The 23,258-nt window shown below is 41.8% G+C and carries 20 protein-coding genes; 9 read left to right on the top strand and 11 right to left on the bottom strand.

The genetic code is table 11. The annotated features are described in order from the left end of the window. Nucleotides 1–94 precede the first annotated feature (94 nt). The 5 genes from V7L20_RS10945 to V7L20_RS10925 all read right to left on the bottom strand — a co-directional run bounded on the left by V7L20_RS10945 (nucleotide 95) and on the right by V7L20_RS10925 (nucleotide 6,110). Entirely contained in the window at nucleotides 95–655 is a 561-nt protein-coding gene (locus V7L20_RS10945) for a hypothetical protein (RefSeq protein WP_334744099.1), read from the bottom strand. Nucleotides 656–880: 225 nt separating this feature from the next. Further along, nucleotides 881–2,104 carry a type II secretion system F family protein gene (locus V7L20_RS10940; protein WP_334744098.1) on the bottom strand — a complete coding sequence of 408 codons (1,224 nt, stop codon included), beginning with the start codon at nucleotides 2,102–2,104 and terminating at the stop codon, nucleotides 881–883. A gap of 177 nt (nucleotides 2,105–2,281) precedes the next feature. Then, nucleotides 2,282–3,463 (bottom strand): type IV pilus twitching motility protein PilT, encoded by a 1,182-nt coding sequence (locus V7L20_RS10935; protein ID WP_442943527.1) that lies wholly within the window; start codon nucleotides 3,461–3,463, stop codon nucleotides 2,282–2,284. Nucleotides 3,464–3,496: 33 nt separating this feature from the next. Continuing rightward, complete coding sequence (locus V7L20_RS10930) at nucleotides 3,497–5,503, bottom strand: GspE/PulE family protein (RefSeq protein WP_334744096.1); 2,007 nt, start codon at nucleotides 5,501–5,503, stop codon at nucleotides 3,497–3,499. A 385-nt stretch (nucleotides 5,504–5,888) separates the two neighbouring features. Continuing rightward, entirely contained in the window at nucleotides 5,889–6,110 is a 222-nt protein-coding gene (locus tag V7L20_RS10925; RefSeq protein ID WP_334744095.1) for a hypothetical protein, read from the bottom strand. Nucleotides 6,111–6,409: 299 nt separating this feature from the next. Here V7L20_RS10925 and V7L20_RS10920 point away from each other — a divergent pair, with 299 nt between their 5' ends. The 3 genes from V7L20_RS10920 (at nucleotide 6,410) to dnaK (ending at nucleotide 10,174) form a co-directional block, all read left to right on the top strand. Then, a complete protein-coding gene (locus tag V7L20_RS10920) occupies nucleotides 6,410–6,634 on the top strand; it encodes a hypothetical protein (protein WP_334744094.1) in 225 nt (74 codons plus the stop codon). Nucleotides 6,635–7,239: 605 nt separating this feature from the next. After that, entirely contained in the window at nucleotides 7,240–7,989 is a 750-nt protein-coding gene (gene grpE / locus V7L20_RS10915) for a nucleotide exchange factor GrpE (protein WP_334744093.1), read from the top strand. Nucleotides 7,990–8,215: 226 nt separating this feature from the next. Beyond that, nucleotides 8,216–10,174 (top strand): molecular chaperone DnaK, encoded by a 1,959-nt coding sequence (dnaK, locus tag V7L20_RS10910; RefSeq protein WP_334744092.1) that lies wholly within the window; start codon nucleotides 8,216–8,218, stop codon nucleotides 10,172–10,174. Between the two features lie 271 nt (nucleotides 10,175–10,445). Here the strand turns inward: dnaK and V7L20_RS10905 are convergent, their stop codons facing one another. Further along, a complete protein-coding gene (locus V7L20_RS10905) occupies nucleotides 10,446–10,724 on the bottom strand; it encodes a hypothetical protein (protein ID WP_334744091.1) in 279 nt (92 codons plus the stop codon). Between the two features lie 162 nt (nucleotides 10,725–10,886). Between V7L20_RS10905 and dnaJ the strand changes: the two genes are divergently transcribed. From dnaJ to V7L20_RS10880, 5 genes are all read left to right on the top strand, one after another. Beyond that, nucleotides 10,887–12,017: a molecular chaperone DnaJ gene (gene dnaJ / locus V7L20_RS10900; protein ID WP_334744090.1), complete on the top strand. Its 1,131-nt coding sequence runs from the start codon at nucleotides 10,887–10,889 to the stop codon at nucleotides 12,015–12,017. Then, nucleotides 12,017–12,274, top strand: coding sequence for a sulfurtransferase TusA family protein (locus tag V7L20_RS10895; protein ID WP_334744089.1), 258 nt, complete (start codon nucleotides 12,017–12,019; stop codon nucleotides 12,272–12,274). The genes dnaJ and V7L20_RS10895 overlap by 1 nt, the downstream gene beginning before the upstream one ends. Then, nucleotides 12,271–13,374 (top strand): small ribosomal subunit biogenesis GTPase RsgA, encoded by a 1,104-nt coding sequence (gene rsgA / locus V7L20_RS10890; RefSeq protein WP_334744088.1) that lies wholly within the window; start codon nucleotides 12,271–12,273, stop codon nucleotides 13,372–13,374. Before V7L20_RS10895 ends, rsgA begins: the two co-directional genes overlap by 4 nt. A 97-nt stretch (nucleotides 13,375–13,471) precedes the next feature. Beyond that, nucleotides 13,472–14,254 (top strand): Uma2 family endonuclease, encoded by a 783-nt coding sequence (locus V7L20_RS10885; protein ID WP_334744087.1) that lies wholly within the window; start codon nucleotides 13,472–13,474, stop codon nucleotides 14,252–14,254. 413 nt (nucleotides 14,255–14,667) lie between these two features. Continuing rightward, the gene (locus V7L20_RS10880) at nucleotides 14,668–16,257 is read left to right on the top strand and encodes a glycoside hydrolase family 57 protein (RefSeq protein WP_334744086.1); all 1,590 of its coding nucleotides are present in this window, start codon (nucleotides 14,668–14,670) and stop codon (nucleotides 16,255–16,257) included. A 574-nt stretch (nucleotides 16,258–16,831) separates the two neighbouring features. On the opposite strand, the gene V7L20_RS10875 is transcribed toward V7L20_RS10880, so the two are convergent. After that, a complete protein-coding gene (locus tag V7L20_RS10875) occupies nucleotides 16,832–17,362 on the bottom strand; it encodes an orange carotenoid protein N-terminal domain-containing protein (RefSeq protein ID WP_334744085.1) in 531 nt (176 codons plus the stop codon). Between the two features lie 221 nt (nucleotides 17,363–17,583). Here V7L20_RS10875 and V7L20_RS10870 point away from each other — a divergent pair, with 221 nt between their 5' ends. Continuing rightward, nucleotides 17,584–17,958: a hypothetical protein gene (locus V7L20_RS10870; RefSeq protein WP_334744084.1), complete on the top strand. Its 375-nt coding sequence runs from the start codon at nucleotides 17,584–17,586 to the stop codon at nucleotides 17,956–17,958. Nucleotides 17,959–18,137: 179 nt separating this feature from the next. Here V7L20_RS10870 and V7L20_RS10865 read toward each other — a convergent pair whose 3' ends face one another. The 4 genes from V7L20_RS10865 to V7L20_RS10850 form a co-directional block, all read right to left on the bottom strand. Continuing rightward, a complete protein-coding gene (locus V7L20_RS10865; protein ID WP_334744083.1) occupies nucleotides 18,138–18,773 on the bottom strand; it encodes an HAD-IA family hydrolase in 636 nt (211 codons plus the stop codon). Next, nucleotides 18,748–19,722, bottom strand: coding sequence for a tRNA epoxyqueuosine(34) reductase QueG (queG, locus tag V7L20_RS10860; RefSeq protein WP_334744082.1), 975 nt, complete (start codon nucleotides 19,720–19,722; stop codon nucleotides 18,748–18,750). Before queG ends, V7L20_RS10865 begins: the two co-directional genes overlap by 26 nt. A 913-nt stretch (nucleotides 19,723–20,635) precedes the next feature. Then, entirely contained in the window at nucleotides 20,636–20,794 is a 159-nt protein-coding gene (locus tag V7L20_RS10855; protein ID WP_334744081.1) for a hypothetical protein, read from the bottom strand. A gap of 28 nt (nucleotides 20,795–20,822) precedes the next feature. Beyond that, nucleotides 20,823–22,214 (bottom strand): PP2C family protein-serine/threonine phosphatase, encoded by a 1,392-nt coding sequence (locus V7L20_RS10850; protein WP_334744080.1) that lies wholly within the window; start codon nucleotides 22,212–22,214, stop codon nucleotides 20,823–20,825. Between the last annotated feature and the right edge of the window lie 1,044 nt (nucleotides 22,215–23,258).

Raw genomic sequence — 23,258 nt, 5'->3', positions numbered from 1 at the left:
TTAAAAATATAAAATCGCAAATTTAGAGCATATTTAGAGGCTCCGAACTTGCGATTTTAAACTCAAAACTTCTCACTATTAATTCCTAACTTTTCTAAGGTGGTAAAATTTCTGGAGAGAAAATATCTGTGAAATTCTCCTCAAGCAGCGAATCTGGTGTTTGCATAATAAATGGAAGTTCGGCTCCCACTAGGCCTCTTTGGATGCGTTCTAAAGTCTCACTAAAAACGACAAACAGAGGATATATAGTATTAGCTCCCTCACTCAAAATATGACTGTGGCAAAGAGGCATCAACCACTCATAATCATTGTCTAGTAAAACTTGGGTTTGTCGCCAACGTCCTAACAAATCAGAAAAGTCTTCGTGAGCACGATGAATAAAGACTAAAATTTCGGCTCCAGTTTTGATTTTCCACTCTGGATCGCACATCAAAATTGCCACATCACAGGGTAAGCAAATTGTTTGTGAGGCTGTTGTAGCAGTGTTGCGAACACGGACAATTGGCAAGGGTATAGTGATGACACTTTCATCTGGACGGCGCAGACTGGGAATCATCTCTAAGTATGGTCGGTGTTTCTTTAGTAAGGCGATCGCAGCTAGATGATTGGTATACTCTGCCAAACTCGCTTCGTAGTGAGATTTTTGCACAGTCATAATTAAATAGTGGTGAGGGGTTACAAATTAGAAGTTAGGAGTTAAGAAGAAAATTACAGGACTTACGCGAACAATAACCGAAATTCTTATTTTCACGTAGTAGCAATTTATAAATTGCTACTACGGCATGTACTTTGGCGTAAGTTTTAAATTAATCAGTTAAGAGTTAAAAATTCTAAATAAAATGTTTTAATTTATAAATCCTAACTATTAAATTTTAATCCTCTATCCCATCTTTTCAAATACCTTAAACATCGGTAAATACATTGCTAGCAAAATTGTTCCAACCATTCCCCCTACAAATACAATCATAACTGGTTCCAAAATACTGGTCATTGCTTTTACTGCTTGCTCGACTTCATCTTCATAGAAATCGGCAACTTTCATCAACATTCCATCTAATTCTCCAGTTTCTTCTCCAATACTAATCATCTGAATTGCCATAGCTGGAAAAACGCTATCTTTTTGTAAAGCAATGCTAATCATACCTCCTTGTTGAATCTCTATACGGGCTGCGTCTATAGCATTGGCAATCACTACGTTTCCTGATGTATCTCGGACAATTTCCAAGCAAGTTAAAATTGGCACACCTGAACGAGTCAAGGACCCAAAAGTTCGGCTAAAGCGGGCTACCGCAGATTTTTGAATTAAGTCACCAAATAACGGCATCTTTAGGGAAAAACGATCAATTGTTAAGCGACCAGCAGGAGTTTTACTGTATTGTGTAAAGCCAATTTTTAATCCGACAAGAGCAGCTATAAGCACGAAAACCTTCGGACTTCTCAAAAATAGACTAGCATCCATCAAAAATTGCGTTAGAGGTGGTAATTCAGTTCCGATTTCTGTAAAAATCTTTGCAAAAACCGGAATCAAAAAAATGGTCATACCCAAAAAGATAGCAAGTGCAATAAAACCCACAACACTTGGATAAGACAATGCTGATTTAATTTGGTTTTGTAAGCGGGCAACATCTTCTAACAACTTGGCTAAACGATTCAATACTTCATCTAGAACACCACCAATTTCGCCAGCTTGAATCATACTCACATATAATCCATCAAAGCAATCAGGATGCTTCCGCATTGATTCTGAAAGATTCATTCCACTTTGAACATCGTTGCTAATCTCAATTAGGGCTTGTTTGAGTTTAATATTACTACACTGCTCGGAAAGTACCCCTAAACTTCTAACGATCGCAACCCCTGCATTCATCAAAACAGCAAATTGACGAGAAAAAACGGCTTTGTCTTTCACAGAAACCTTAACAAAGGAATTCTGGATTTTTTTTAAATCAAAACTTGGCTGAAATCCTTGAAATTGTTTGAGTTCTTGGACTACAAAACCTTGATCTCTAAGATTAGTACGAGCTTGTACCAAGGATTCAGCAGTAATTTTTTCTGTTCGGGATTTTCCTTGAGAATCCCGAACGCGGGCAACGTAGGTTGGCATAAATTAATTCAAAATAATTGTTATTTATTAGGGATGGGGCATCGGGCACTTGTACTGAGCTTGTCCTCTTGGTAGTCGTAAAGCCTGCGGCATAGCTACGCTTAGGGCACAGCCTAAGAAGAGAAGTATTGGGCATTGGGCATGGGGTATGGGTTATTCTCCTTATCCCCAGTTTTTCTAATGGGCTTTGGCAGCCACACCAGGTTTTGCACCTGCTGCCTGCGGTGGTACAGAAGTACCAATGAGACGTTGGATTTCATCTGGCTTAGAAGTTTTAGACATTGCAGCCTCAAAGGAAATCGTTCCTGCTTTGTAAAAATCGGCTAAAACCTTCTCCAGAGTTTGCATTCCCAATTTGCCACCAGTTTGAATAGCCGAGTAAATTTGAGATGTTTTGCCTTCTCGAATCAAGTTGGAAATAGCAGGAGTAACAATCAGAATTTCTTGAGCCATCACCCGACCATATTCGCCAGGTTTAGGGTTTTTCTTAGATACCAAAGTTTGGCTAAATACCCCCACTAACGAGTTAGACAACTGCACCCGTACTTGGGTTTGTTTTTCATGGGGGAAAACGTCGATAATCCGGTCAACAGTTTGGGCGGCGGAACTGGTGTGTAGCGTACCAAATACCAAGTGTCCTGTTTCTGCTGCGGAAATCGCCAAAGAAATCGTTTCCAAATCCCGCATTTCCCCCACCAGAATAATATCTGGATCTTCCCGCAAAGCTGCTTTCAAAGCATTAGCAAAGCTCTTAGTATCTTCTCCCAGTTGCCGTTGATGAACCAAGCTTTTAATTGGTTCATAGACAAATTCAATTGGATCTTCCACCGTTAAAATATGCTCTGCCTTAGTGCGGTTAATCAAATCAATCATTGCCGCTAGGGTAGTTGTCTTGCCGGAACCTGTAGGGCCTGTCACTAGAATAAGTCCTCTGGGTTTATCGCACATTTCCCGCACTATATCTGGCAGACCTAATTTTTCAAAGTTAGGAATCTTAGAACTTAATGCCCGTAAACAAGCGGCATAAGCACCACGTTCTTTATAGACATTCACCCGGAAGCGAGCCAAACCCTTAACACCATAAGAACAATCCAATTCCCAGGTCTGCTCTAAGGTTTTACGCTGGGTGTTGTTGAGCATACTAAAAATCAGCCTTTGACATTGATCGGCTGTTAATACATGCTCACCTATGGGAGTAAGTTTGCCACTGATGCGGAAGTAGGGAGGCAAACCTGCGGATAAATGCATATCCGAGCCACCCATTTCAATCAACTGCTCCATCAGGTCTTCAATCATTATTTCCATAGTTCTGCTTCCTTTTAATGTTTTATTTGTCCTTTGTTTAAAGTTACTAACCATGGGTCAATCACTAATGACTAATGACCACTAGTCTTAAAATCGAGATGTCATACAATAAGGACAATCGAACCATTCTGGTTTCAATGTGGCCTGGCAAGTCCGGCAGGTAAGACCAGTCTTGCGTTTGGCTTTTAACTCGGCTTCCAAACCAGTATCAGTAAACGTTACCCGTTCTACTTCTTCTAGAGTGGTCGAACCTTGGCGCACTAAGTCCAAACTGTAAGCCAACAAGGTTTTCATGCCCTCTTCTATTGCTACTTCCTTGATGCGTTCCGTGGGTGCATCTTCGTTGATGAGAGTTTGCAGGTTTTCGGTAACTCGCATAACTTCATAAACACCACAACGCCCTTTGTAGCCGACCCCATTACATTTTGAGCAAAGCTGATTTTTGGTTTTGGCTTCTGCGATCGCATCTAATGTCAAGGTGTTAGCCTTATAGAAAGTAACTCCGACATCTGAGGAAGCTGATAGACCATAACGAGCCAATTCTTCGGTTGTGGGGGTGTAGGCAATACGACATTCAGAACATACACGCCGCACCAAACGTTGAGCTAAAACGCCAATTAGGGAACTAGAAACCATGAAAGGCTCAATCCCCATTTCTCCCAAACGAGCGATTGCACCTGGGGCATCATTGGTATGTAAGGTAGTTAATACCAAGTGACCAGTTAATGCAGCTTCAATTGCTGTTTTTGCCGTTTCCTTATCCCGCGTTTCACCTACTAACAGCACATCTGGATCTTGCCGCAAGAAAGCCCGCAGAGCGGTAGCAAAATCCAGCCCTTTTTCCCGAATCACCTGTACTTGAGTAATCCCTGGAAGACTGTACTCAATAGGGTCTTCCACAGTACTAATATTAATTCCAGGATCATTTTTTTCTGATAATGCAGAATACAGCGACGTTGTTTTCCCAGAACCAGTTGGCCCAGTTACCAAAATTAGACCAAAGGGACGGCTGACCATATCCTTGACAATATTCAAAGTCTCTGGATCAGTAATTAACTTATCTAATCCCAATTGGGTGGAGGAGTTATCCAAAATCCGCAGCACCACCTTTTCCCCGTAGCGACTGGGCAAGGTATTCACACGAAAATCCACTTTACGTCCCTCAAACAGCCGCCGGATGCGTCCATCTTGGGGTAGACGGCGTTCAGCAATATCTAAATTGGAGATGATTTTAAATCGGGCTGTCACCGCCGGAATGATTTTTTTTGGCATTAGGGGGAAAGCTTCACGCAGTACGCCATCTTTCCGAAAGCGAATACGTAAATTTTCTTCTTGCGGTTCAATATGAATGTCAGAAATGCCCTCATGCAAAGCTTTAGCCAGGATTCTGTTGACTAAGTTAATAACTGGGGCATCCTCTGCACCCTTCATTGCTGCCCCTAAATCGGCCTCCATTTCTTCAGGAGCATCCTCAATATCAAGATTTCCGAGATTTTCTAAATCCTGACTAATATCTGTAGCGTTTTCTCTTTCTAAATGCTTTTGCTTAACAGCCATTTCATCCAAATATTGGTTGATTAGCTGTTGGTAGTCTTCCTGTGTAATCACCATGCGCTGCAATGCCAAGCCTTGGGGGCGCAAGATGCGATTCAGGTCATCAGAAGCCTCTAGATTATCTGGAGCAACCATCGCCACTAAAACTGAGGGCGGGGTTTGGTCTTCGTATTTCGATAGTGGTACTAAACGATGGCGACGACAGATATCTACTGGGATGAGAGTTTCAATCAGGTTTGCCATCTCCGTGTTGCCAAAGGAATTGACTTCCGGATCGAGGAATTCAACACCGTATAGTATTTTTAGTTCAAATAGCTGCTGTTTTTTGTATTGCCTGAGCAACTCAGGCGATAGTTGTTGACCAGTGATTGACTCTAATACTTCTGTTAAGGGTCTGCCAGATTTGCGGCTTTCAATTAGTGCCTGCCTCATCTGTTCGGTATTGACATAGCCAGATTGCACTAGCTTGTTGCCGAAGGGCGAAAACTCTGTTCTGGTAGTTAGAGCGGTACTGCGCCGTTGTGCTGACGAGTAAGTCATAAATGAGCAATTGAGTAGGGGAAACCTCTGCTTAAAGTATTCCCCTACTGTGAGACAGAATTCTCATTTACTAAAAAAGTCCTGAGTCGCCCAACTTCTGCACAACTCAAGCCGCCTCTGAAAGTTATTGCTAAATGCTGAGTGAAAAAGACTCGCTCAATCAATAAACTTAATACTGTTGCCACCATTAACGATAAATTCAGAATTTATCTCGTAATCCTAACTGTTTATAATACCCCTATTCTATCACTCTCCAAAAAAATTTGCCATTTCTGAATTCTAGAGCTTTTGTATAGCAAGCGATTGCGCGATTATTTTATAATAATAAATATAAAACAAATTTTTTTATAATAGTATAGCTTGTATTGATTGCCTCATGAGGCTTCTAGCGTTCGCCCTCTCGGAAAATGACAGAAGAGGGGTAACAAGGCAGACAAACAAGAAAGTTTTGAGATTTTCCTTGATGCTTCTTAATCACCCGAACAAGTACAAGCTTTTTACCGAGAACAGCTCTTGTCTGCTGGATGGCAAAGCCTAGATGCATTCTCACGTACAACCAATCGCGGCTTTGTTTCAACAGACTCAACGCTTCCCGAACGTTCGACATTCTGCAAGACTTCAACTGGACCTTTCTTATCGGTCATTAGTCGACGATGGTCAAATACTTTTACAGATGTAAGCCTTCTACTGAACTCTGGTTTTCTTATTCTAAGTGCTGGTCATAGTTAGAACAATGCAAACAACCCATGTTCTGATAAATTCCGGCAACTGTAACTGTACCTTAATGCAGCTGAAAGATTTGATATAGCACCAATACCTTTATTGAGCGCTCCACCTAAAACCAGTATAAGCGTAAGCCCCTATACGTCTGGAGTTGGTAATGATAGTTTGATTTCAAAGGCGACGTTGAAAACTGAGCTAGATAGTCAAGCCCTTGCTTTTCATTATGAAGCCCAATTTAAACAAGCAGGCTGGACACGCATTGATGCTAAAGCCGATAAATCGCTTATCTTGAGTGTTTGGATGCTAAAAGACAAAAAGGGCAAGTCTTGGCAGGCAATTCTTACTTTAACAAAGAATGATAGCCAACTGAGTCAGTATTCAGCTTCAGCAATTGTATCGCAGTTGTAGTTAGAAGTCTTAGCTAATTGTCAAAGAGAGGGTAGAGGAGGCCTTTCACGCCTCCTCTACCGGGAGCATCCAGACAATCATCATTTTCAATAAAAATATTTTGGGTATTTTAACTGATTGACAAAAGGCGCTTTATTTTGATTTCTCATGAATGCTCCATAGTAGGGAAGAGGCTTTGAATTTTCCCCCAACCGTTGTAGGGTTGGGGGTTAGGTTTCGCGTTAGTTTTTCCACATGAGGTAAAAAGTCAGGATTCAAAAAATTTGACTCAGCACGGGCTAAACGCCCCGCTACCGCTAACAACACTTAGCACTTTTGAAGGAATGACAATTTTTGATAAATGGTTAAATTTTAAGTAGTAATTCATTACAAAACTGACTCATGAATAAGATGAGTGGCGAATCATATTTAGCGCTACTCGTTCGGGTTACCGCCTTAATGGCTTCTGGGCTAACGTGTTCACCATTTGTCACAATAAGAAGACGGTTACATCATTTTCAGAAACCTGTCGGCAACAAAATCAGCCTCAGTAGCAAGTCGTAAATGACGACGATTGCAAGCTGTAGAGATACACTGCCATCAAAAGCATCTGGAATGAGTGGACAATGATGGATGAAAATAAACAGATAAACAATACAAGCCAGCAATTGGGTGAACCAACAGAGGTAAAGCAAGCAATGAAGAGTGACTCCCCAGCCCAAATTAATTTCAATGAATCTGGTAGCGAGGTAACAGAGCAAGTGACAGCCCAAACTAATGTATCGGGGGATACGGCTAATCTCAATCCAGAAAATAGCGCCGCTGCAAGTGAGAAAACTGGAGTGGAAACAGCAGCTTTGGCAGAACTGACAGGGCAAATTGACTCTCTCAAAATGCAACTAGAAGAACGTAGTACTCAATATATGCGGATTGCCGCTGATTTTGAGAATTACCGGAAACGTACCAGCAAAGAAAAAGAAGAGCTAGAGACACAGATCAAGCGGAACACCATTTTGGAATTGCTGCCAGTGGTCGATAATTTTGAGCGGGCGCGATCGCACCTCAAACCGCAATCTGAAGGCGAAATGACCATGCACAAAAGTTACCAAGGCGTTTACAAACAATTGGTAGATAGTCTCAAGCGCTTGGGTGTATCACCAATGCGTCCTGAAGGTCAAGAATTTGATCCGAACCTGCACGAAGCAGTAATGCGCGAACCTACGGATGAACATCCTGAAGGAACAGTGTTAGAAGAGTTAGTGCGCGGATATTACTTGGGCGATCGCGTGCTACGCCATGCAATGGTCAAAGTAGCTGCTCCTAAGGAAGATACCCCTGCTGCACTAGAAGATCAGTCGAGTCAAGCCAACAGTTAAGCTGTAGTCACTCGCCTGGCTGACCGGAAGTGCCTGGGTTCTAGCAAGGACGAGCATCGCGTACCTAAATAAGAGCAAGGCTTTGGATAACTCTCTGTGTTTAAACTTCTCTTTTGCTACCAGCAATAAGGGTTCCACAGACGTTATCCGCTAGCCTTGGTTCTGAGCAAAAAATTTTAGTCCGCGACATATAACAGCAGAAAACTCGGTAAAAATACTGATAATTATGGGAAAAGTTATTGGGATCGACTTAGGCACTACTAACAGTTGCGTCGCAGTTTTGGAGGGCGGTCAACCACTGGTGATCTCTAATTCTGAAGGTGGACGAACTACTCCAAGTATTGTGGGATTTGGCAAGAGTGGCGATCGCTTGATTGGTCAATTGGCAAAGCGCCAAGCCGTAACCAATGCCGAAAACACAATTTACAGTATAAAACGATTTATCGGGCGGCGTTGGGAAGACACACAAAGGGAACGTGATCGCGTTCCCTACAACTGCATCAAAGGTCGAGACGATACCGTTGATGTCCAAATTCGCTCAAAAAACCACACACCACAAGAACTATCTGCCATGATCCTGCAAAAGCTCAAACAGGATGCAGAAAGCTTCTTGGGTGAGGAAGTTACTCAGGCAGTGATTACCGTACCAGCATATTTTACAGATGCCCAAAGACAAGCAACTAAAGATGCTGGCATTATTGCAGGATTAGAAGTCCTGCGAATCATTAATGAACCAACAGCTGCGGCTTTAGCTTTTGGATTGGACAAGCAAGAACAAGAGCAGCTAATTTTAGTATTTGACTTAGGAGGCGGTACCTTCGATGTATCGATACTGCAACTTGGGGATGGCGTTTTTGAAGTTAAAGCGACTTGTGGTAACAACCAGTTAGGAGGAGACGACTTTGATAATGCGATCGTGGTTTGGATGATAGAACGCTTCCAGCAACAAGAGAAAATCGACCTTGCTCAAGATAAGATGGCATTGCAACGCTTGCGGGAAGCAGCAGAAAAAGCAAAAATTGAACTCTCCAGCATGGTAAATACCTCCATCAACTTGCCGTTTATCACGGCTGATGACATAGGACCAAAGCATCTGGAGATGGAACTGAGCCGCTCTAAATTTGAAGAACTGGCACTTAATTTAATTGAAAGTACCATCGAACCAATGATCCAAGCGCTCAAAGATGCGGATCTCAAACCACAAGCCATAGATCGGATTATCTTGGTAGGTGGTTCTACCCGTATTCCCGCAGTCCAAAACGCGCTAATTAAGTTTTTCAATGGCAAAGCTCCTGATCGCTCTATCAACCCTGACGAAGCGGTAGCATTGGGAGCGGCTATCCAAGCAGGGGTGTTGGGTGGCGAAGTTGATAATCTCTTACTATTAGATGTCACTCCTCTGTCCTTGGGAATTGAAACCTTGGGTGAAGTGTTCACCAAAATTATTGAACGTAACACCACAATTCCCACTAGTAAGTCACAAATTTTTTCCACAGCAGTTGATGGGCAAACCTCGGTAGAAATTCACATCCTCCAAGGTGAACGAGCAATGTCACGAGACAACAAGAGTCTCGGCAAGTTTCTATTAGCAGGAATTCCCCCATCGCCCCGTGGTGTGCCGCAAATTGAAGTATCCTTTGAAATTGATGTCAACGGCATCCTGAAAGTTTCTGCCCAAGACAAAGGTACAGGTAGAGAACAAAGTATCAGGATTACGAATACAGGTGGTTTGAGTAACAACGAAGTCGAACGGATGCGCCAAGAAGCCGAACTATTTTCTGACGAAGATAGAAGACGTAAAGAACTGGTTGAACTTAAAAACCAAGCAGATAATCTGTTGTTCAGTTACGAATCCACCATCAAGGATAATAGCAACTTTATCGGCGACCAGATGAAAACTTTGGCTAGTGAAAAAGTTTCACAACTCCAAGCTGCAATGATTGACTCCAGCATCTCCACTGTGGAATTTAAGCAGCGCTTAGACGACTTCCAACAAACCCTATTTGCAATTGGTGCTGATGTCTATAATCGAGCTAACAGCCAAAATGAGGAGACTGAAGAGGCTTCAGCTAGTCTCTTTACCCCAGAAGTAGACTCACCAATGAATGGCACACTAATACCACAATTCAACTTTGATTTTGACGAAGAAAGTACTGCCCAGGTTGATTATGAGGCAATAGATTAGAGGTTGGGACTAGGGACTGGGGATTAGGGAAGCAGAGCGAAAATTCTTCTTCTCTGAAGCCTTCCCTCCCCTACACCTGTAACTCTTCAGACCCCGTGCCCAGTCCCCAGTCCCCAGCGATGCACTGAGCGCAGTCGTTGTGTCCCCAATCCCTTAAGTTGCAGATTTTTATTAAGGCACTTTAATATATCTATATATTTAGATTATAAATTTAGCGAAGTTTCACAAGACCCCAGCAGTTTGCTAGATTGTAGAAGCAAATTACTGTGGGCTAGGCAGTGTGCCAGTTCAGATGCACTTCCATTGTATAAGGGTGGTTTTCCACACCTAATGGTGTGGCTAGCCCCTCTGGTTGATGGGCGGGGTTTTCCTCTCCTACGTAGCACAATTGTAAAAGAGACAGCCGACTCGGCAGTGAAAAGTCTGAGCATAGGCTTCCCCTGCTGCTAACTTCTATCGCTTTTGTCGTCTCCCACGAGGAAAGCACCTGTTGCTCAAGATTTGTCGGTGATTTTTGTAAAAGGTAAAGGGTAAAATCAGTTATTAACAAAAATTAATTTTATCTTCTGCCTCACCTCCGGCAAGCCGCTCTCTAAAAGATCCTGTGTTGCTCTTGCATATCTGTAGACAAAACACTTTTCTGTAGGGTAGCAAGTGACCGTGACGTTCTACTGCCTTCTGCTTTCTTCCTTCTAACTTTTACCTTTGCTATATGGCCCGCGACTATTATGAAATCCTGGGTGTCTCTCGTGACACCGACAAAGAAGAAATCAAACAAGCTTATCGCCGTTTAGCCCGCAAGTATCACCCAGACGTGAACAAAGAACCGGGGGCGGAGGATCGCTTTAAAGAGATTAACCGCGCTTATGAGGTACTCTCAGAGCCAGAAACCCGCGCTCGTTATGATCGCTTTGGCCCAGAGGGAGTGTCAGGTGCTGCTGGCTCAGGCTTCCAAGATGTTGGCGATATGGGTGGTTTTGCCGATATCTTTGAAAGCATTTTTAGTGGCTTTGCTGGCGGTATGGGTAATCCCACGCAACAAAGACGGCGCAGTGGGCCTGCCAGGGGTGATGACCTGCGGCTAGACCTGAAGTTAGACTTTCGGGACGCGGTATTTGGCGGGGAAAAAGAAATTCGCATTTCCCATCTAGAAAATTGTGAAGTCTGTAGCGGTTCTGGTGCTAAACCTGGAACCCGCCCTCGGACTTGTTCTACTTGTACCGGATCGGGTCAAGTCCGCCGTGTCACTAGAACACCTTTTGGCAGTTTTACCCAAGTCTCAACTTGTCCCACCTGTAATGGGACAGGGATGGTAATTGAAGATAAGTGTGATGCGTGTGATGGTAAAGGCGCAAATCAAGTCACAAAGAAACTCAAAATTACCATTCCGGCAGGGGTGGATAATGGCACACGCTTGCGAATTTCTAGTGAAGGGGATGCTGGTCAACGCAGTGGCCCTCCTGGGGATTTATACGTTTACTTGTTTGTGAATGAGGACGAGGAATTCCAACGGGATGGCATTAATATTCTCTCAGAAATCAAAGTTAGCTACCTGCAAGCGATTTTGGGTTGTCGGTTAGAGGTAGATACGGTAGATGGGCCTGTAGAACTGATCATTCCAGCTGGAACCCAGCCCAATACGGTAATGAAATTAGAAAATCGCGGCGTACCCCGTTTGGGTAATCCCGTTAGTCGTGGGGATCACATGCTGAACGTATTAATTGATATTCCCAATAAAGTGACCCCAGAGGAGAGGGAATTATTGGAGAAGCTGGCTAAAATTAAGGGAGATCGCACTGGAAAAGGCGGTCTAGAAGGATTCTTGGGAAATTTATTTAAGTAATGAAGCCCTCTTCTCTTTTAACTCCTGATGCTCAACTTGATTTACGCGGCACTCCTTGCCCAATTAATTTTGTGCGGACAAAACTACGTCTGGAGAAAATGCCATTGGGAGGTTTGCTAGAAGTCTGGCTAGACCCTGGTGAGCCGATTGAGCAGGTTCCCGATAGTCTGACAATGGCAGGTTATCAGGTGGAACAAATTACAGACTGTAGTAATTATTTTTCTCTGTTAGTACGCCGTCCAGTTGCTGGCCAATGACAGGGGAAAATTTTGCCGCGACTGGGCAGTTATTGGGTACGGTGCTAGCCGTGCAGGCTAATTTTTACCGAGTACAGCTGGATCAAGAGGATGGGGAGATCAGGGAGATCAGGGAGCAAGATCCTTCTCATCTTCCCCATCCCCCTCTCCTCCTCTGTACTCGCCGAACACGCCTGAAAAAAATCGGGCAACAGGTGATGGTAGGCGATCGCGTTGTCATAGAAGAACCAGATTGGGCTGGGGGACGGGGTGCGATCGCTGATGTTTTACCTCGCCAAAGCGAATTAGATCGTCCGGCGATCGCCAATGTCAACCAAATCCTATTGGTATTTGCCGTTGCCGATCCACCTTTGGAACCTTATCAACTGAGTCGGTTTCTGATTAAGGCTGAGTCTAATGGTTTGGATGTGCTTTTATGTTTGAATAAAAGTGATTTAATTTCACAGCAGGAACAGCAGCAAATTAGCGATCATCTCCTTAGTTGGGGGTATGAACCAATATTTATCAGCGTCAAAGATGGTATAAATACTGACCAAGCAGCCAGATATTTGAGCAATAAAATTACTGTAATTGCTGGGCCTTCCGGCGTGGGTAAATCCAGCCTGATTAATTCGCTGATTGATTCTCTTGAACTGCGAGTGGGAGAAGTTTCTGGCAAACTGGCTCGTGGTCGTCATACCACTCGCCATATAGAATTATTTGAGTTGCCTAGCGGTGGAATGCTTGCTGACACTCCTGGCTTTAATCAGCCGGATATGGATTGTAACCCAGAAGAATTAATCGATTATTTTCCAGAAGCAAGAAAGCGGTTAGCAGTTGCTAGCTGTCGGTTTAATGATTGTTTGCATCGAGACGAGCCTGAGTGTGCGGTGCGAGGAGACTGGGAACGATATGAACATTATTTAGAATTTTTGGATGCTGCGATCGCTCGTCAAACTCAGCTGCACCAACAAGCCGATCCTGAATCTACGATGAAGTTAAAAAGCAAAAGCAAAGGGCAGAGTCAATACGAACCCAAGCTAGAAAGTAAAAAATATCGCCGAATTTCCCGTAAGACTCAGTTACAGGACTTGCAGGAATTATATCAGGATGAGGAATAGGGAGTGCGATGTCTACGACGGGCAGGCTATTTGGTGTCGCACTTCTATGTAAAGGTTGGTCACGATAGTATGGATACAAATAGAAAACCTATCTTGTATGTCTCAGCCCCTTGCTGCCACCACTAGTGTAAAAGTTGTCAAGAAAAGTATAATTTTCCCACCAGGCGACATCTATAGTGACGAACCCCCATTGGAATCTGATTTACACCGCGAACAAATTGATTTACTCATCCGCTTAATTAAATGGTGGTGGCGCGATCGTCAGGATTTTTATGCTAGCGGCAACCTAACTATCTATTTCAGTCCTAACCAGAAAAAATCAGAAGAATTTCGAGGCCCTGATTTCTTTGTGGTTTTAGATACAGAAAAAAAAGACCGCAAAAGCTGGGTTGTGTGGCAAGAAGATGGCAAATACCCCAATGTAATTATTGAGCTATTATCTAATTCCACTGCCTCGGTTGATAAAGGTTTGAAAAAACAAATATACCAGAATACATTTCGCACTCCTGATTACTTTTGGTTTGACCCAAATAACTTAGAACTACAGGGATTTCACATAGTTGATGGGCAATACCAAGAACTTGTACCCACTGAGTCGGGTTGGTTATGGAGTCAGCAATTAGGGCTATATTTGGCAGTATATTTAGGCAAATTACGCTTTTTTGCACCAGACAAGCAGCTGGTGATGTTGCCAGAGGAAGAATCAAACCAACAATTACAGCAAACAAACCAACAATTACAGCAAACAAACCAACAATTACAGCAAACAAACCAACAATTACAGCAAACAAACCAAGAGCTAGAACAGGAACGTAAACGGTCTGCAATATTGACAGAACGATTACGAGCCGTAGGTATTGATCCTGAGCAAATATTCTGAAAAAGGCATGGAAAAATTGTGCTATGAACCAAACAATACCTGATAAAGTCTGTTAGACAACCTCTAAAACTGATCGCAACTTTACTGGTTGATGACAAAATCACATCATCACTGTTACCAAGTTTCGGCGTTCGAGTTCAGCGTTTTTTTGGATAATTCTGGTGATCGCCGATTAAAAAATAGTAAGGGTAATCATACACATCATGAAATGAACTTGATCAACATAGAGATAAAAGGGAAAAGCTCTCGACGAGTTAGGGGTGGTTCAGCCAAAACTAAGGATGCACTAGCGCTAGTTAAATATGTGAAAAGTTGACACTCGTATCTTGACTATACCCATAAAGTCTTAAAATATTGTTAATTTCTGCCAAACCTCTCGACCTTCAACTTACAAGTATTACCCTAAAATCACTATGGCTATTGGCTACGTCGCGCTTGTACTCCACGCACATCTGCCCTTCGTTCGTCACCCAGAAAGTGACTACGTGCTGGAGGAAGAATGGCTCTATGAAGCCATTACAGAAACTTACATCCCCTTATTGAAAGTATTTGAAGGCTTAAAGCGAGACGGTATCGACTTTAAAATCACGATGAGTATGACACCACCTCTAGTGTCAATGCTTCGTGATCCTCTGCTGCAAGAACGCTATGACGCACACTTGACCCAACTAGAAAAACTTATAGAACTAGAAGCAGAACATAATGTCAATAACGGACATCTTCGTTATTTAGCCGAACATTACGCTACTGAGTTTAACGAAGCGCGTCAAATATGGGAACGCAATCAAGGTGACTTGGTGACAGCTTTTAAGCAGTTCCAAGACAGTAACAACCTGGAAATCATCACTTGCGGGGCTACTCACGGCTATTTGCCGTTGATGAAAATGTATCCAGAGGCGGTATGGGCGCAAATTCAGGTAGCTTGCGAACATTACCAACAAACCTTTGGAAAAGCACCCAGAGGCATTTGGTTGCCTGAATGCGCCTACTATGAAGGTGTAGAGCGGATGCTAGCAGATGCTGGCTTACGCTACTTTCTCACTGATGGGCATGGTATCCTTTATGCCCGACCGCGTCCGCGCTTTGGCACTTATGCCCCAATTTATACAGAAACTGGTGTTGCTGCCTTTGGTAGAGATCATGAATCTTCTCAACAGGTATGGTCTTCTGAGGTAGGCTATCCTGGGGCGGCGGAATATCGAGAATTTTACAAAGATTTGGGCTGGGAAGCAGAGTATGAGTACATCAAACCATACATCATGCCCAATGGTCAGAGGAAAAATACAGGTATTAAGTATCACAAAATTACGGGGCGTGGCTTAGGGCTTTCAGATAAGGCACTTTACGATCCCTATTGGGCTAAGGAAAAGGCTGCAGAACACGCTGCTAACTTTATGTATAACCGAGAGCGGCAATCTGAGCATCTATATAGTATAATGCAGCGTCCGCCAGTCATAGTTTCGCCTTATGACGCAGAGTTATTTGGACATTGGTGGTATGAAGGTCCTTGGTTCATTGATTACTTATTCCGCAAGTCGTGGTATGACCAAGGAACATATCAAATGACCCATTTGGCAGACTATTTGCGGGAACAGCCAACGCAGCAAGTCTGTCGTCCTTCGCAGTCGAGTTGGGGTTTCAAAGGTTTCCACGAGTATTGGTTGAACGAAACAAATGCGTGGATTTACCCACATTTGCACAAAGCCACTGAACGGATGATTGAAATATCGCGTTTGGAACCAGAGGATGAATTGCAGTGGAAAGCGCTCAACCAAGCTGCGAGAGAATTGTTATTAGCACAATCTTCAGACTGGGCATTTATTATGCGGACCGGAACAATGGTACCTTATGCAGTTAAACGGACGCGATCGCACCTGATGCGATTTAATAAGCTTTACGAAGATGTTAAAGTCAGCAAAGTTGACAGTGGTTGGCTGGAAAAAGTCGAGTTAATGGATAATATTTTTCCCAAAATTAACTATCGCGTTTACCGTCCGTTATAGTCTCACACAAACTAATCGACAGCAGTAGGGTGGGGATTGCTCACCCTATATTAGTAGTTAGGAGCGTTTACTTCTGCAAAGTCTTAGAGTGAGGCTGTCAAACATATCAATTCTAGAAAAAAATGAAACAGATGCATAGGTTGGTTGAACGGAGTGAAACCCAACAATTACAGGACTTTGAAGTGTTGGGTTTCGTCCCTTAACACAACCTATATTCGTATCATATTTTCGGGAAATGGTGTTAGTCTTGATACGCTTCTAGAAGATTACTAAAAGTTTTCAGAAATCAAATATGATTATTATAACTGATAACTGTTCAAAACAGCTAAAAAACCCAAAATTAAAGCAATACAGTTCAGTTAAGCATTTCTTGTCTCAGTGTTTTTTACGCCTCTAGGGTAGCCAGCGCTAAACTGCTTTGCGTCTACGTTTAAAAATTGACTTTGACAAAAGGTTTTACCTTTAACTGAACCGTATTGAACATTAAAGTATGTGTCTTTTGACTTTTGACACTTCGACTCCACTCAGCGTTAACTTTTGATTTCCGCTTTGCGGTACTAGTCGCTAGTTAAGATTACAAACTAGACGTTTTTCCAGTTTCTGCTTGCGTCTCAATTGGCTTAACATCGGTGTAACCCACTTCACCAGCTATTGTCCGAAACACCGAAATTTGCTCGTCAAAATCTAATCCTTCAATCTGGGAAACTAAATCATTAATTGCCTTAGTTGGTTTATAGCTAGCTGGTAAATCAACCACCGTATCCCCCATAGCTTTTGCCCAAGCATACCAAACTAACAATTGATTATTTTCTTTTATCGCCCCATAAGCACGAGAATATTCTGTATCTTTGCGGTTAACTATATCCCGCATAATATCTAATTGCTGCTCATCTGATAACTTAAAATAGTCTCCTAGCAGAAGTGGTGCTAACTCAGGTTCAGCAGCAGCAGGAGCAGCAGGTGTGATAGAATCACCCATTTTTTTATAAACTAAATAGAACCATGCTAATTTTGCATCAGTATCTAAATTGTTGAACCCATCCACCAATTTTTGAGTTTCATTGCTCTGGGCTTGAGAAATAGTTTTATCGTAACTTGGAGTCATAAATTTATTTCCAAAGAAATTTTACAGGTTAAATTAAGGCTTACCAAAATTTGAGCATCAGTTTCTACTATCAAGAGAAAGAGTTATATTAATTGCAAATTGTAGCTTTAATCTATCTTTTAATAGAGGTAAAGCCTCTCCCAGGGGAGCAAGTAAAGAGCTAATTACCTTGTTATGCTCTTTTAAGTAAGCAATAAAAAATTTAACTAAGGATTTTAATTATGGCTGATGAAGTAAAGCCCAAAGTTAATGAAGCTCCCACCCATGATGCTCAATTAGCTGCCGATAGCATAGCTAGTGGTGAAGAAAATGCGCCAAGAGTCGATTTTGATGCTGATTATGCAACTGCACAACAATTCAGCGTTAGTGAAGTTGATCGCACAGGTAAAGGTGCAGCAGCAGCCGAAGCAGCCACTGCACCTGAACGTAAAATATCTAAACCAGTAGAGACAAAAGCTCAAACACAGCCAACTGGTAATCCTGATGATTATGCAGAGTTAGCAAAGGAAGTTGGGAATTCTAATACTGAGAGTATAACTAATGTTAGTGATGATTTAGTAGAACAAGCTTTGGAAAAGGGTGAACGGAAAAATTAAGTTTTCCTAATAATTTACTATTTTGTAGGGTAGGCATTAATATACATAGCCCACCCTACTGTTTTGGTAAATCATCAATAGTTGAGATTATCACTATCGGCTTTTGCCAAAAATTGAGAATTTAGTGGCTTTACACTGCACTATCGGCAATCTAAAATCTAAAATTGTTTGACTATTAATTAACGACCATTCATCACTTTTAGTAGTTCACTAGGTCGCTCAATTAAGTAATCTGGATTTTGCTTGGCTAGCACTTCAGGTGAATTAAACCCCCAAGTTACTGCAATCACTTGGATATTTGCTTTCTTAGATGCTTCAATATCTCTGGTTTCATCTCCAACATAAATAACTTCTTGAGGTTGGAGTTGATTTTGTCTTAATACATTATTGATTATGGTTGTTTTACCAAAAATCGTAATTCCTGAGTAGATAAAATCAAATAGGTGATTTAAATCATTGATTGTAAGGAATTGCGTCACATTGTCTTTAGAATTAGAAGTGATAATTCCCAATTTATATCCTTCATTTTGGAGTTCAATTAATGCATCTTTAATGCCCGGAATTGGCTTTAATTCTGGGATTTTGTTTTTTAATTCTCCTTTAACTTTTTTAACTAAAAAAGGTATCTTAAATAGAGAAACTCCTGAGTACTTAATAATTTCCCTAGATGTTAAGTTTTTAAGTAGGGATAATTGTTCTGGGCTTATGTGTCTATAACCAAAGTCTACAGCTAGACGATTGGCAATACTTACAAGGGCATCTACTGTATCAGCAATAGTGCCATCAAAATCAAAAATAATTACTTTCGGGGTCATTATTTAGCCTGGATGCGTCAAGATTAGCTAGGGCGTTGCGTCGTAACATTTCTGGCTTAATCCGCCGCAAGGCAGATGCTGGAAATCGTTTATTCCACTCCTGATCTGAGATTTGGGCTAATTCTAGCAGTTGGGGAGCAATATTCGCAGGATAAGGCTGAAACTCTTCAATATCAGTTGTGCTGGCAAAACGTTGATTCCAAGGACAAACATCTTGGCAAATATCACAACCAGCAACCCAGCCTTGCAAATAGGGTATTACTGTTTCTGGCAATTTCTCTGCCTGATTTTCAATCGTATGATAAGCAATGCAGCGATTAGCATCTACGACAAAAGGCTGAGTAATAGCACCTGTAGGACAAGCTTGAAGACAACGAGTACAGTTACCGCAGTGTTCTGTATGCGGGCGATCGCTCTCTAATTCCAAATTGGTCAACACTTCTCCTAAAAATACCCAAGAGCCATATTCTCGTGTAATCACATTACCATTTTTGGCAATCCAACCAATTCCAGCTTGTTGAGCCAACACTTTATCTTGCACTGGGCCAGTATCTGCATAATAACGAGCTAATACACTTTCACCAAGTGATTCTAACCATCTGGCTAGCTGCTTAAGTTTTTTATGCATTACCTTGTGATAATCCCTTCCCCAGCCATAACGAGAAATTTTGGCGTATTCCTCACCTTCTGGACGTTGATGTGGCGTATAGTAATTTAACGCTACACACACTAGCGATCGCGCCTCTGGCATGACTAAGTGAATATCCTGGCGTTTTGGGTTAGCCATCCATTCCATATCAGCGTGATAACCCAGTTCGATCCATGCTTGTAACCTCTGCGCTTCTGTGGTATCTATCCTATTTACAGCAACAATCCCAACTTTGTGAAAGCCCAACTCGCCGACTTTCTCTTTCACCACATTGCTGCTTATTACAGAATACTGATTCATTTTTTTATCTAGATTTTGCCTAAATAAAGGCGATTTAATTTTACATTACGTAGTCAATACCTTTGATTAACATTTGTTGCTTAAGAGTTTGCAATAAAATAAAATATCAGTCAACCCCTTCCCTACGGGACGCTGTGTGAACGGGGAAGTCAAAAGTCAAAAGTAAGAATCCTATACTTCGGCTACGCTCAGTAACCATAAATAAATTTACTTGCTCTGTACCTTTTTCTTTCTAGTCAACCTGGGACAATCGTAATATTCCATTAGGATTTAAGCCTTGTTTATTTTTCTTCACACAGTTTGCAATTATTGTGCCAATTTACTTACTTAGCAATAAAAATATTTGTTTTTCGATTTCCTCTGGCACTGGTACATGTTTTTGTTGCCGCAGGTCTGGGTTTCCTTTTCTCGCTGGACGTTTTGTACTCATGACGTATCATTAAGAACATCAGATTGGATGTTCTTGGATTACATCTTATGCTGACTTTTTGCTTGCGTTGACACCAATGGGCAGTGCCGTGCCCTTACGGATATACCTGACGCAAACGAGAACTCCTATCAAATATTTTCAGAAATATGTTGACAAATCAATAAATGAAGGTTAGCTACTAACAAAATACCCAGGAGATTTAAAAAATCAAGTCCAAGCGTGAGAAACAAAGAAAGCAAAACTCCGTCGTAGCTGTTGTAAACTTGCTACGCCGGAGAAAGGAAAAATTAAAACGCTAAGAGTGAGCAGGCCAAATGCTGACGTCACAAGGATAGAAAGAAAGCACAAATGAAGAAGTAAATTTACCTTTTACTTTTTACCTTGTACATTTTACCTAGTCTTACCCTCGGCGTTTCCTACTGTGCTAGATGTGCAAAATATATAGTTTTTATTTGAAAAGAAAAGTATTCTAACGATCATTTTTTATGTATTATCTGAAAGGCTAAATACAAACAATTCGCTAAAAAAGGTTGATGTGCGAACATTTGGGCGATCGCCACGGAAATTCAAAGAAAAAATAAATAAAAAATTAAATTTAGTAGAATCACCTGGTGAATCTTTAGCCACCATCGGTTTAATCATGACTTGAGCAAGCGAAAATAGCTAATAACTATAAAATTTGCAGAACAACTAGTGTCATATCATCAGTGTTTTGCTTATCAGCACCAATGAATTGCTCAACTTGGTCAAAGAGGTAATCTACAATCTCCTCTGGGCCATTGCAATACTTACAAGCCGTATTGAAGCCAGCGACAAAGTTATCTTCATCGAAGCGATCGCCACCAGCAGCAGCAGCATCGGTCAAGCCATCTGTATAGTAAATAATTGTATCCCCAGGCTCTAACTGTGCCTGGGCATCTTCATATTGGCTGTTAGCATCCAAACCGATTAGCATTCCTAGAGTATCTAAACGGCTGACAGTTTTCGTGGCTGCGTGCCACCACAAAGGAGGATTATGTGCCGCATTGCTATAAGACAAAATTCGGCTGTGAGGATTATATTCTGAATAAAATAGCGTTACAAAGCGGTGAGAATTTTCCAAATCCGCATACATAACTCTATTTAAATTTTGTAGAATTCCGGCTGGAGAATTACCATGTAGCACTTCTCCCCGTAACATTCCCCGCATCATTGTCATAATCAGCCCAGCAGGAACACCTTTGCCCATGACATCTCCAATAACCAAACCCCAGCGACTATTTTCCGTGCTGCCTTTAGTCTTGGGCTGAATCTTATTGTGATTGGTAGCAATAAAGTCATAATAATCTCCGCCGACGCGATTGGCAGGTTTACAACGTGCCGCTAGGACTGCACCAGGAATTATCGGGCATTGACGTGGCAAAAGTCGCCGTTGAATTTCTGCGCCAATTTCTAGTTCTTGGTCTAGACGTTCTTTTTTTCTTAGTTCTACAGCTAGTTCATCGTTTTCGATCGCAACAGCTGTTTGGTCTGCTACTAACCTAACTAACTTTTGCCTGGTTTCTGTCCAACTATATTCTGGATCGCGGCTCAAGACATAGAGCCATCCGCGCTCTGTATGTTTCACTAAAATCGCCGTACCAAAAATTTGCACATCTGGTCCCAGATAGCGATGCATCTGGTCATCCAAAATCCCCGTGGCATTCGCTAGAGGGGCAGCATTAGGCAGAAGGGTGATTTGACTGCTGGCTATTTCTAGCGCTTTGCGAATATTTTTTCGCTGGCGACTATCTTGCCAGTGTAACTGCTCTAATCTTACTTGACCATTAGGTTTGTAGAGAAACAGGGCGCTGCCGTCTGCATCTGTCACTCTTGTTGCCATCAGAGGGATCAGTTCTAAAAACTGATTCAAATTATTGAAACTTCTTAGGGCAAATCCTAAAGAACTAAGCAAATCTTGAATTTTGTTCTGTTCCCGGTGTAACCTTGCCACGAGTTCTTTTAGTGCTACGACTGGTGTGACATCTGTCGCAGCACTACTATTGTTGTCAATGGGTTGAGAGGGCAGTTGAGACACAGGCACAGGTACTATTGCACTTTATATTGGCAGATTTTAGATTACTTATAAATCTTTTGGCTTTGGCATTGCTAAACCATATTTAGACAAGACTTGTCACTTTAGCAAGAGTATAAAGACGTAAGAGGTAACTTTTATCAGTATTTTATTTGCTTATTGTATTTCTGATGGAATATTTGTAATTTCAAATCATGTATTTTTAGCCAAAAACCAATCCGTAAAAATTACTAGTTTCAGTGAGATTTCAGAAAGTTTTTTATTTTTTCATAACTTAATTACCAAAGCATATCTCTAAAGTCATAAAAATACTTTATTTAAAGAATAATTCATAACGCTTTCAGAGTAATTGTTTGGGCGGAGGCAACTAGGAAACTGGAAGTTTTTTGAGTAAAAAGCCACATTTACTAGAGAAAATATTTGTAGATAGTTTCGCAATTAGGAAGCTGAGAATACACCCGGGAGTGTTGAACCAGCTTACTTACACCAATTGGCTTTTTGAGTCCACTGTGGACGATTTTCCGAAGTTATGATGGTCAAAAGCCGCTCTTTTCATGATGTCGGCATTGGGCAAACAGATAATCCTCGTACTCCTACTCTTAAGTAAGTTACGTGCAGTGTATAGGTCTGCCAACTCGCTAACTCAGTTCCTGCGATTTAACAATACAAGTCGCCATAGCTAACACCAATGACCTGCAAAGGCAAACACCCCACAGTTTTATACTCTGTGTTAGCTCCCCAACGCACTGCTCACCGTTCACAGACTGCTGTCCATCTTGCAATAGTTATATTTGTAGGGGTGAGCCTCTGGCTTGCCCTTGAAATCGCTGCAAGATGGAAGCTTTTGGGGTTTTGTGTGTTGTGTATAAATGCCCATTCAGAGTGTGAAAAAAGACATTAGCTTGAAATTTTAGCAAAAGTTATCCATTTATTGTGACAAACTTATGATTTACAAGAATTGATCTGTTTCTAATGAGTTCAAGTGATAATACCAGATCAGTAATCCCTAAATTTATCAGTTCTCAAGAAAAATATTTAACTCTAAATTTTTCA

The organism is Nostoc sp. (assembly GCF_036916735.1).
GTDB lineage: Bacteria > Cyanobacteriota > Cyanobacteriia > Cyanobacteriales > Nostocaceae > Nostoc.
This window is presented reverse-complemented; position numbering and strand designations above follow the sequence as displayed.

Excerpts from the sequence above, each read along its gene's own strand:
- V7L20_RS10870 (WP_334744084.1), top strand. The coding sequence starts at position 17,584 with ATGGCTGATGAAGTAAAGCCCAAAGTTAATGAAGCTCCCACCCATGAT.
- V7L20_RS10865 (WP_334744083.1), bottom strand. The coding sequence starts at position 18,773 with ATGACCCCGAAAGTAATTATTTTTGATTTTGATGGCACTATTGCTGAT.
- rsgA (WP_334744088.1), top strand. The coding sequence starts at position 12,271 with ATGACAGGGGAAAATTTTGCCGCGACTGGGCAGTTATTGGGTACGGTG.
- queG (WP_334744082.1), bottom strand. The coding sequence starts at position 19,722 with ATGAATCAGTATTCTGTAATAAGCAGCAATGTGGTGAAAGAGAAAGTC.
- V7L20_RS10925 (WP_334744095.1), bottom strand. The coding sequence starts at position 6,110 with ATGTCGAACGTTCGGGAAGCGTTGAGTCTGTTGAAACAAAGCCGCGAT.
- V7L20_RS10945 (WP_334744099.1), bottom strand. The coding sequence starts at position 655 with ATGACTGTGCAAAAATCTCACTACGAAGCGAGTTTGGCAGAGTATACC.
- dnaJ (WP_334744090.1), top strand. The coding sequence starts at position 10,887 with ATGGCCCGCGACTATTATGAAATCCTGGGTGTCTCTCGTGACACCGAC.
- V7L20_RS10895 (WP_334744089.1), top strand. The coding sequence starts at position 12,017 with ATGAAGCCCTCTTCTCTTTTAACTCCTGATGCTCAACTTGATTTACGC.
- V7L20_RS10885 (WP_334744087.1), top strand. The coding sequence starts at position 13,472 with ATGTCTCAGCCCCTTGCTGCCACCACTAGTGTAAAAGTTGTCAAGAAA.
- V7L20_RS10880 (WP_334744086.1), top strand. The coding sequence starts at position 14,668 with ATGGCTATTGGCTACGTCGCGCTTGTACTCCACGCACATCTGCCCTTC.
- V7L20_RS10875 (WP_334744085.1), bottom strand. The coding sequence starts at position 17,362 with ATGACTCCAAGTTACGATAAAACTATTTCTCAAGCCCAGAGCAATGAA.
- V7L20_RS10930 (WP_334744096.1), bottom strand. The coding sequence starts at position 5,503 with ATGACTTACTCGTCAGCACAACGGCGCAGTACCGCTCTAACTACCAGA.
- grpE (WP_334744093.1), top strand. The coding sequence starts at position 7,240 with ATGATGGATGAAAATAAACAGATAAACAATACAAGCCAGCAATTGGGT.
- V7L20_RS10935 (WP_442943527.1), bottom strand. The coding sequence starts at position 3,463 with ATGGTTAGTAACTTTAAACAAAGGACAAATAAAACATTAAAAGGAAGC.
- V7L20_RS10855 (WP_334744081.1), bottom strand. The coding sequence starts at position 20,794 with ATGATTAAACCGATGGTGGCTAAAGATTCACCAGGTGATTCTACTAAA.
- dnaK (WP_334744092.1), top strand. The coding sequence starts at position 8,216 with ATGGGAAAAGTTATTGGGATCGACTTAGGCACTACTAACAGTTGCGTC.
- V7L20_RS10940 (WP_334744098.1), bottom strand. The coding sequence starts at position 2,104 with ATGCCAACCTACGTTGCCCGCGTTCGGGATTCTCAAGGAAAATCCCGA.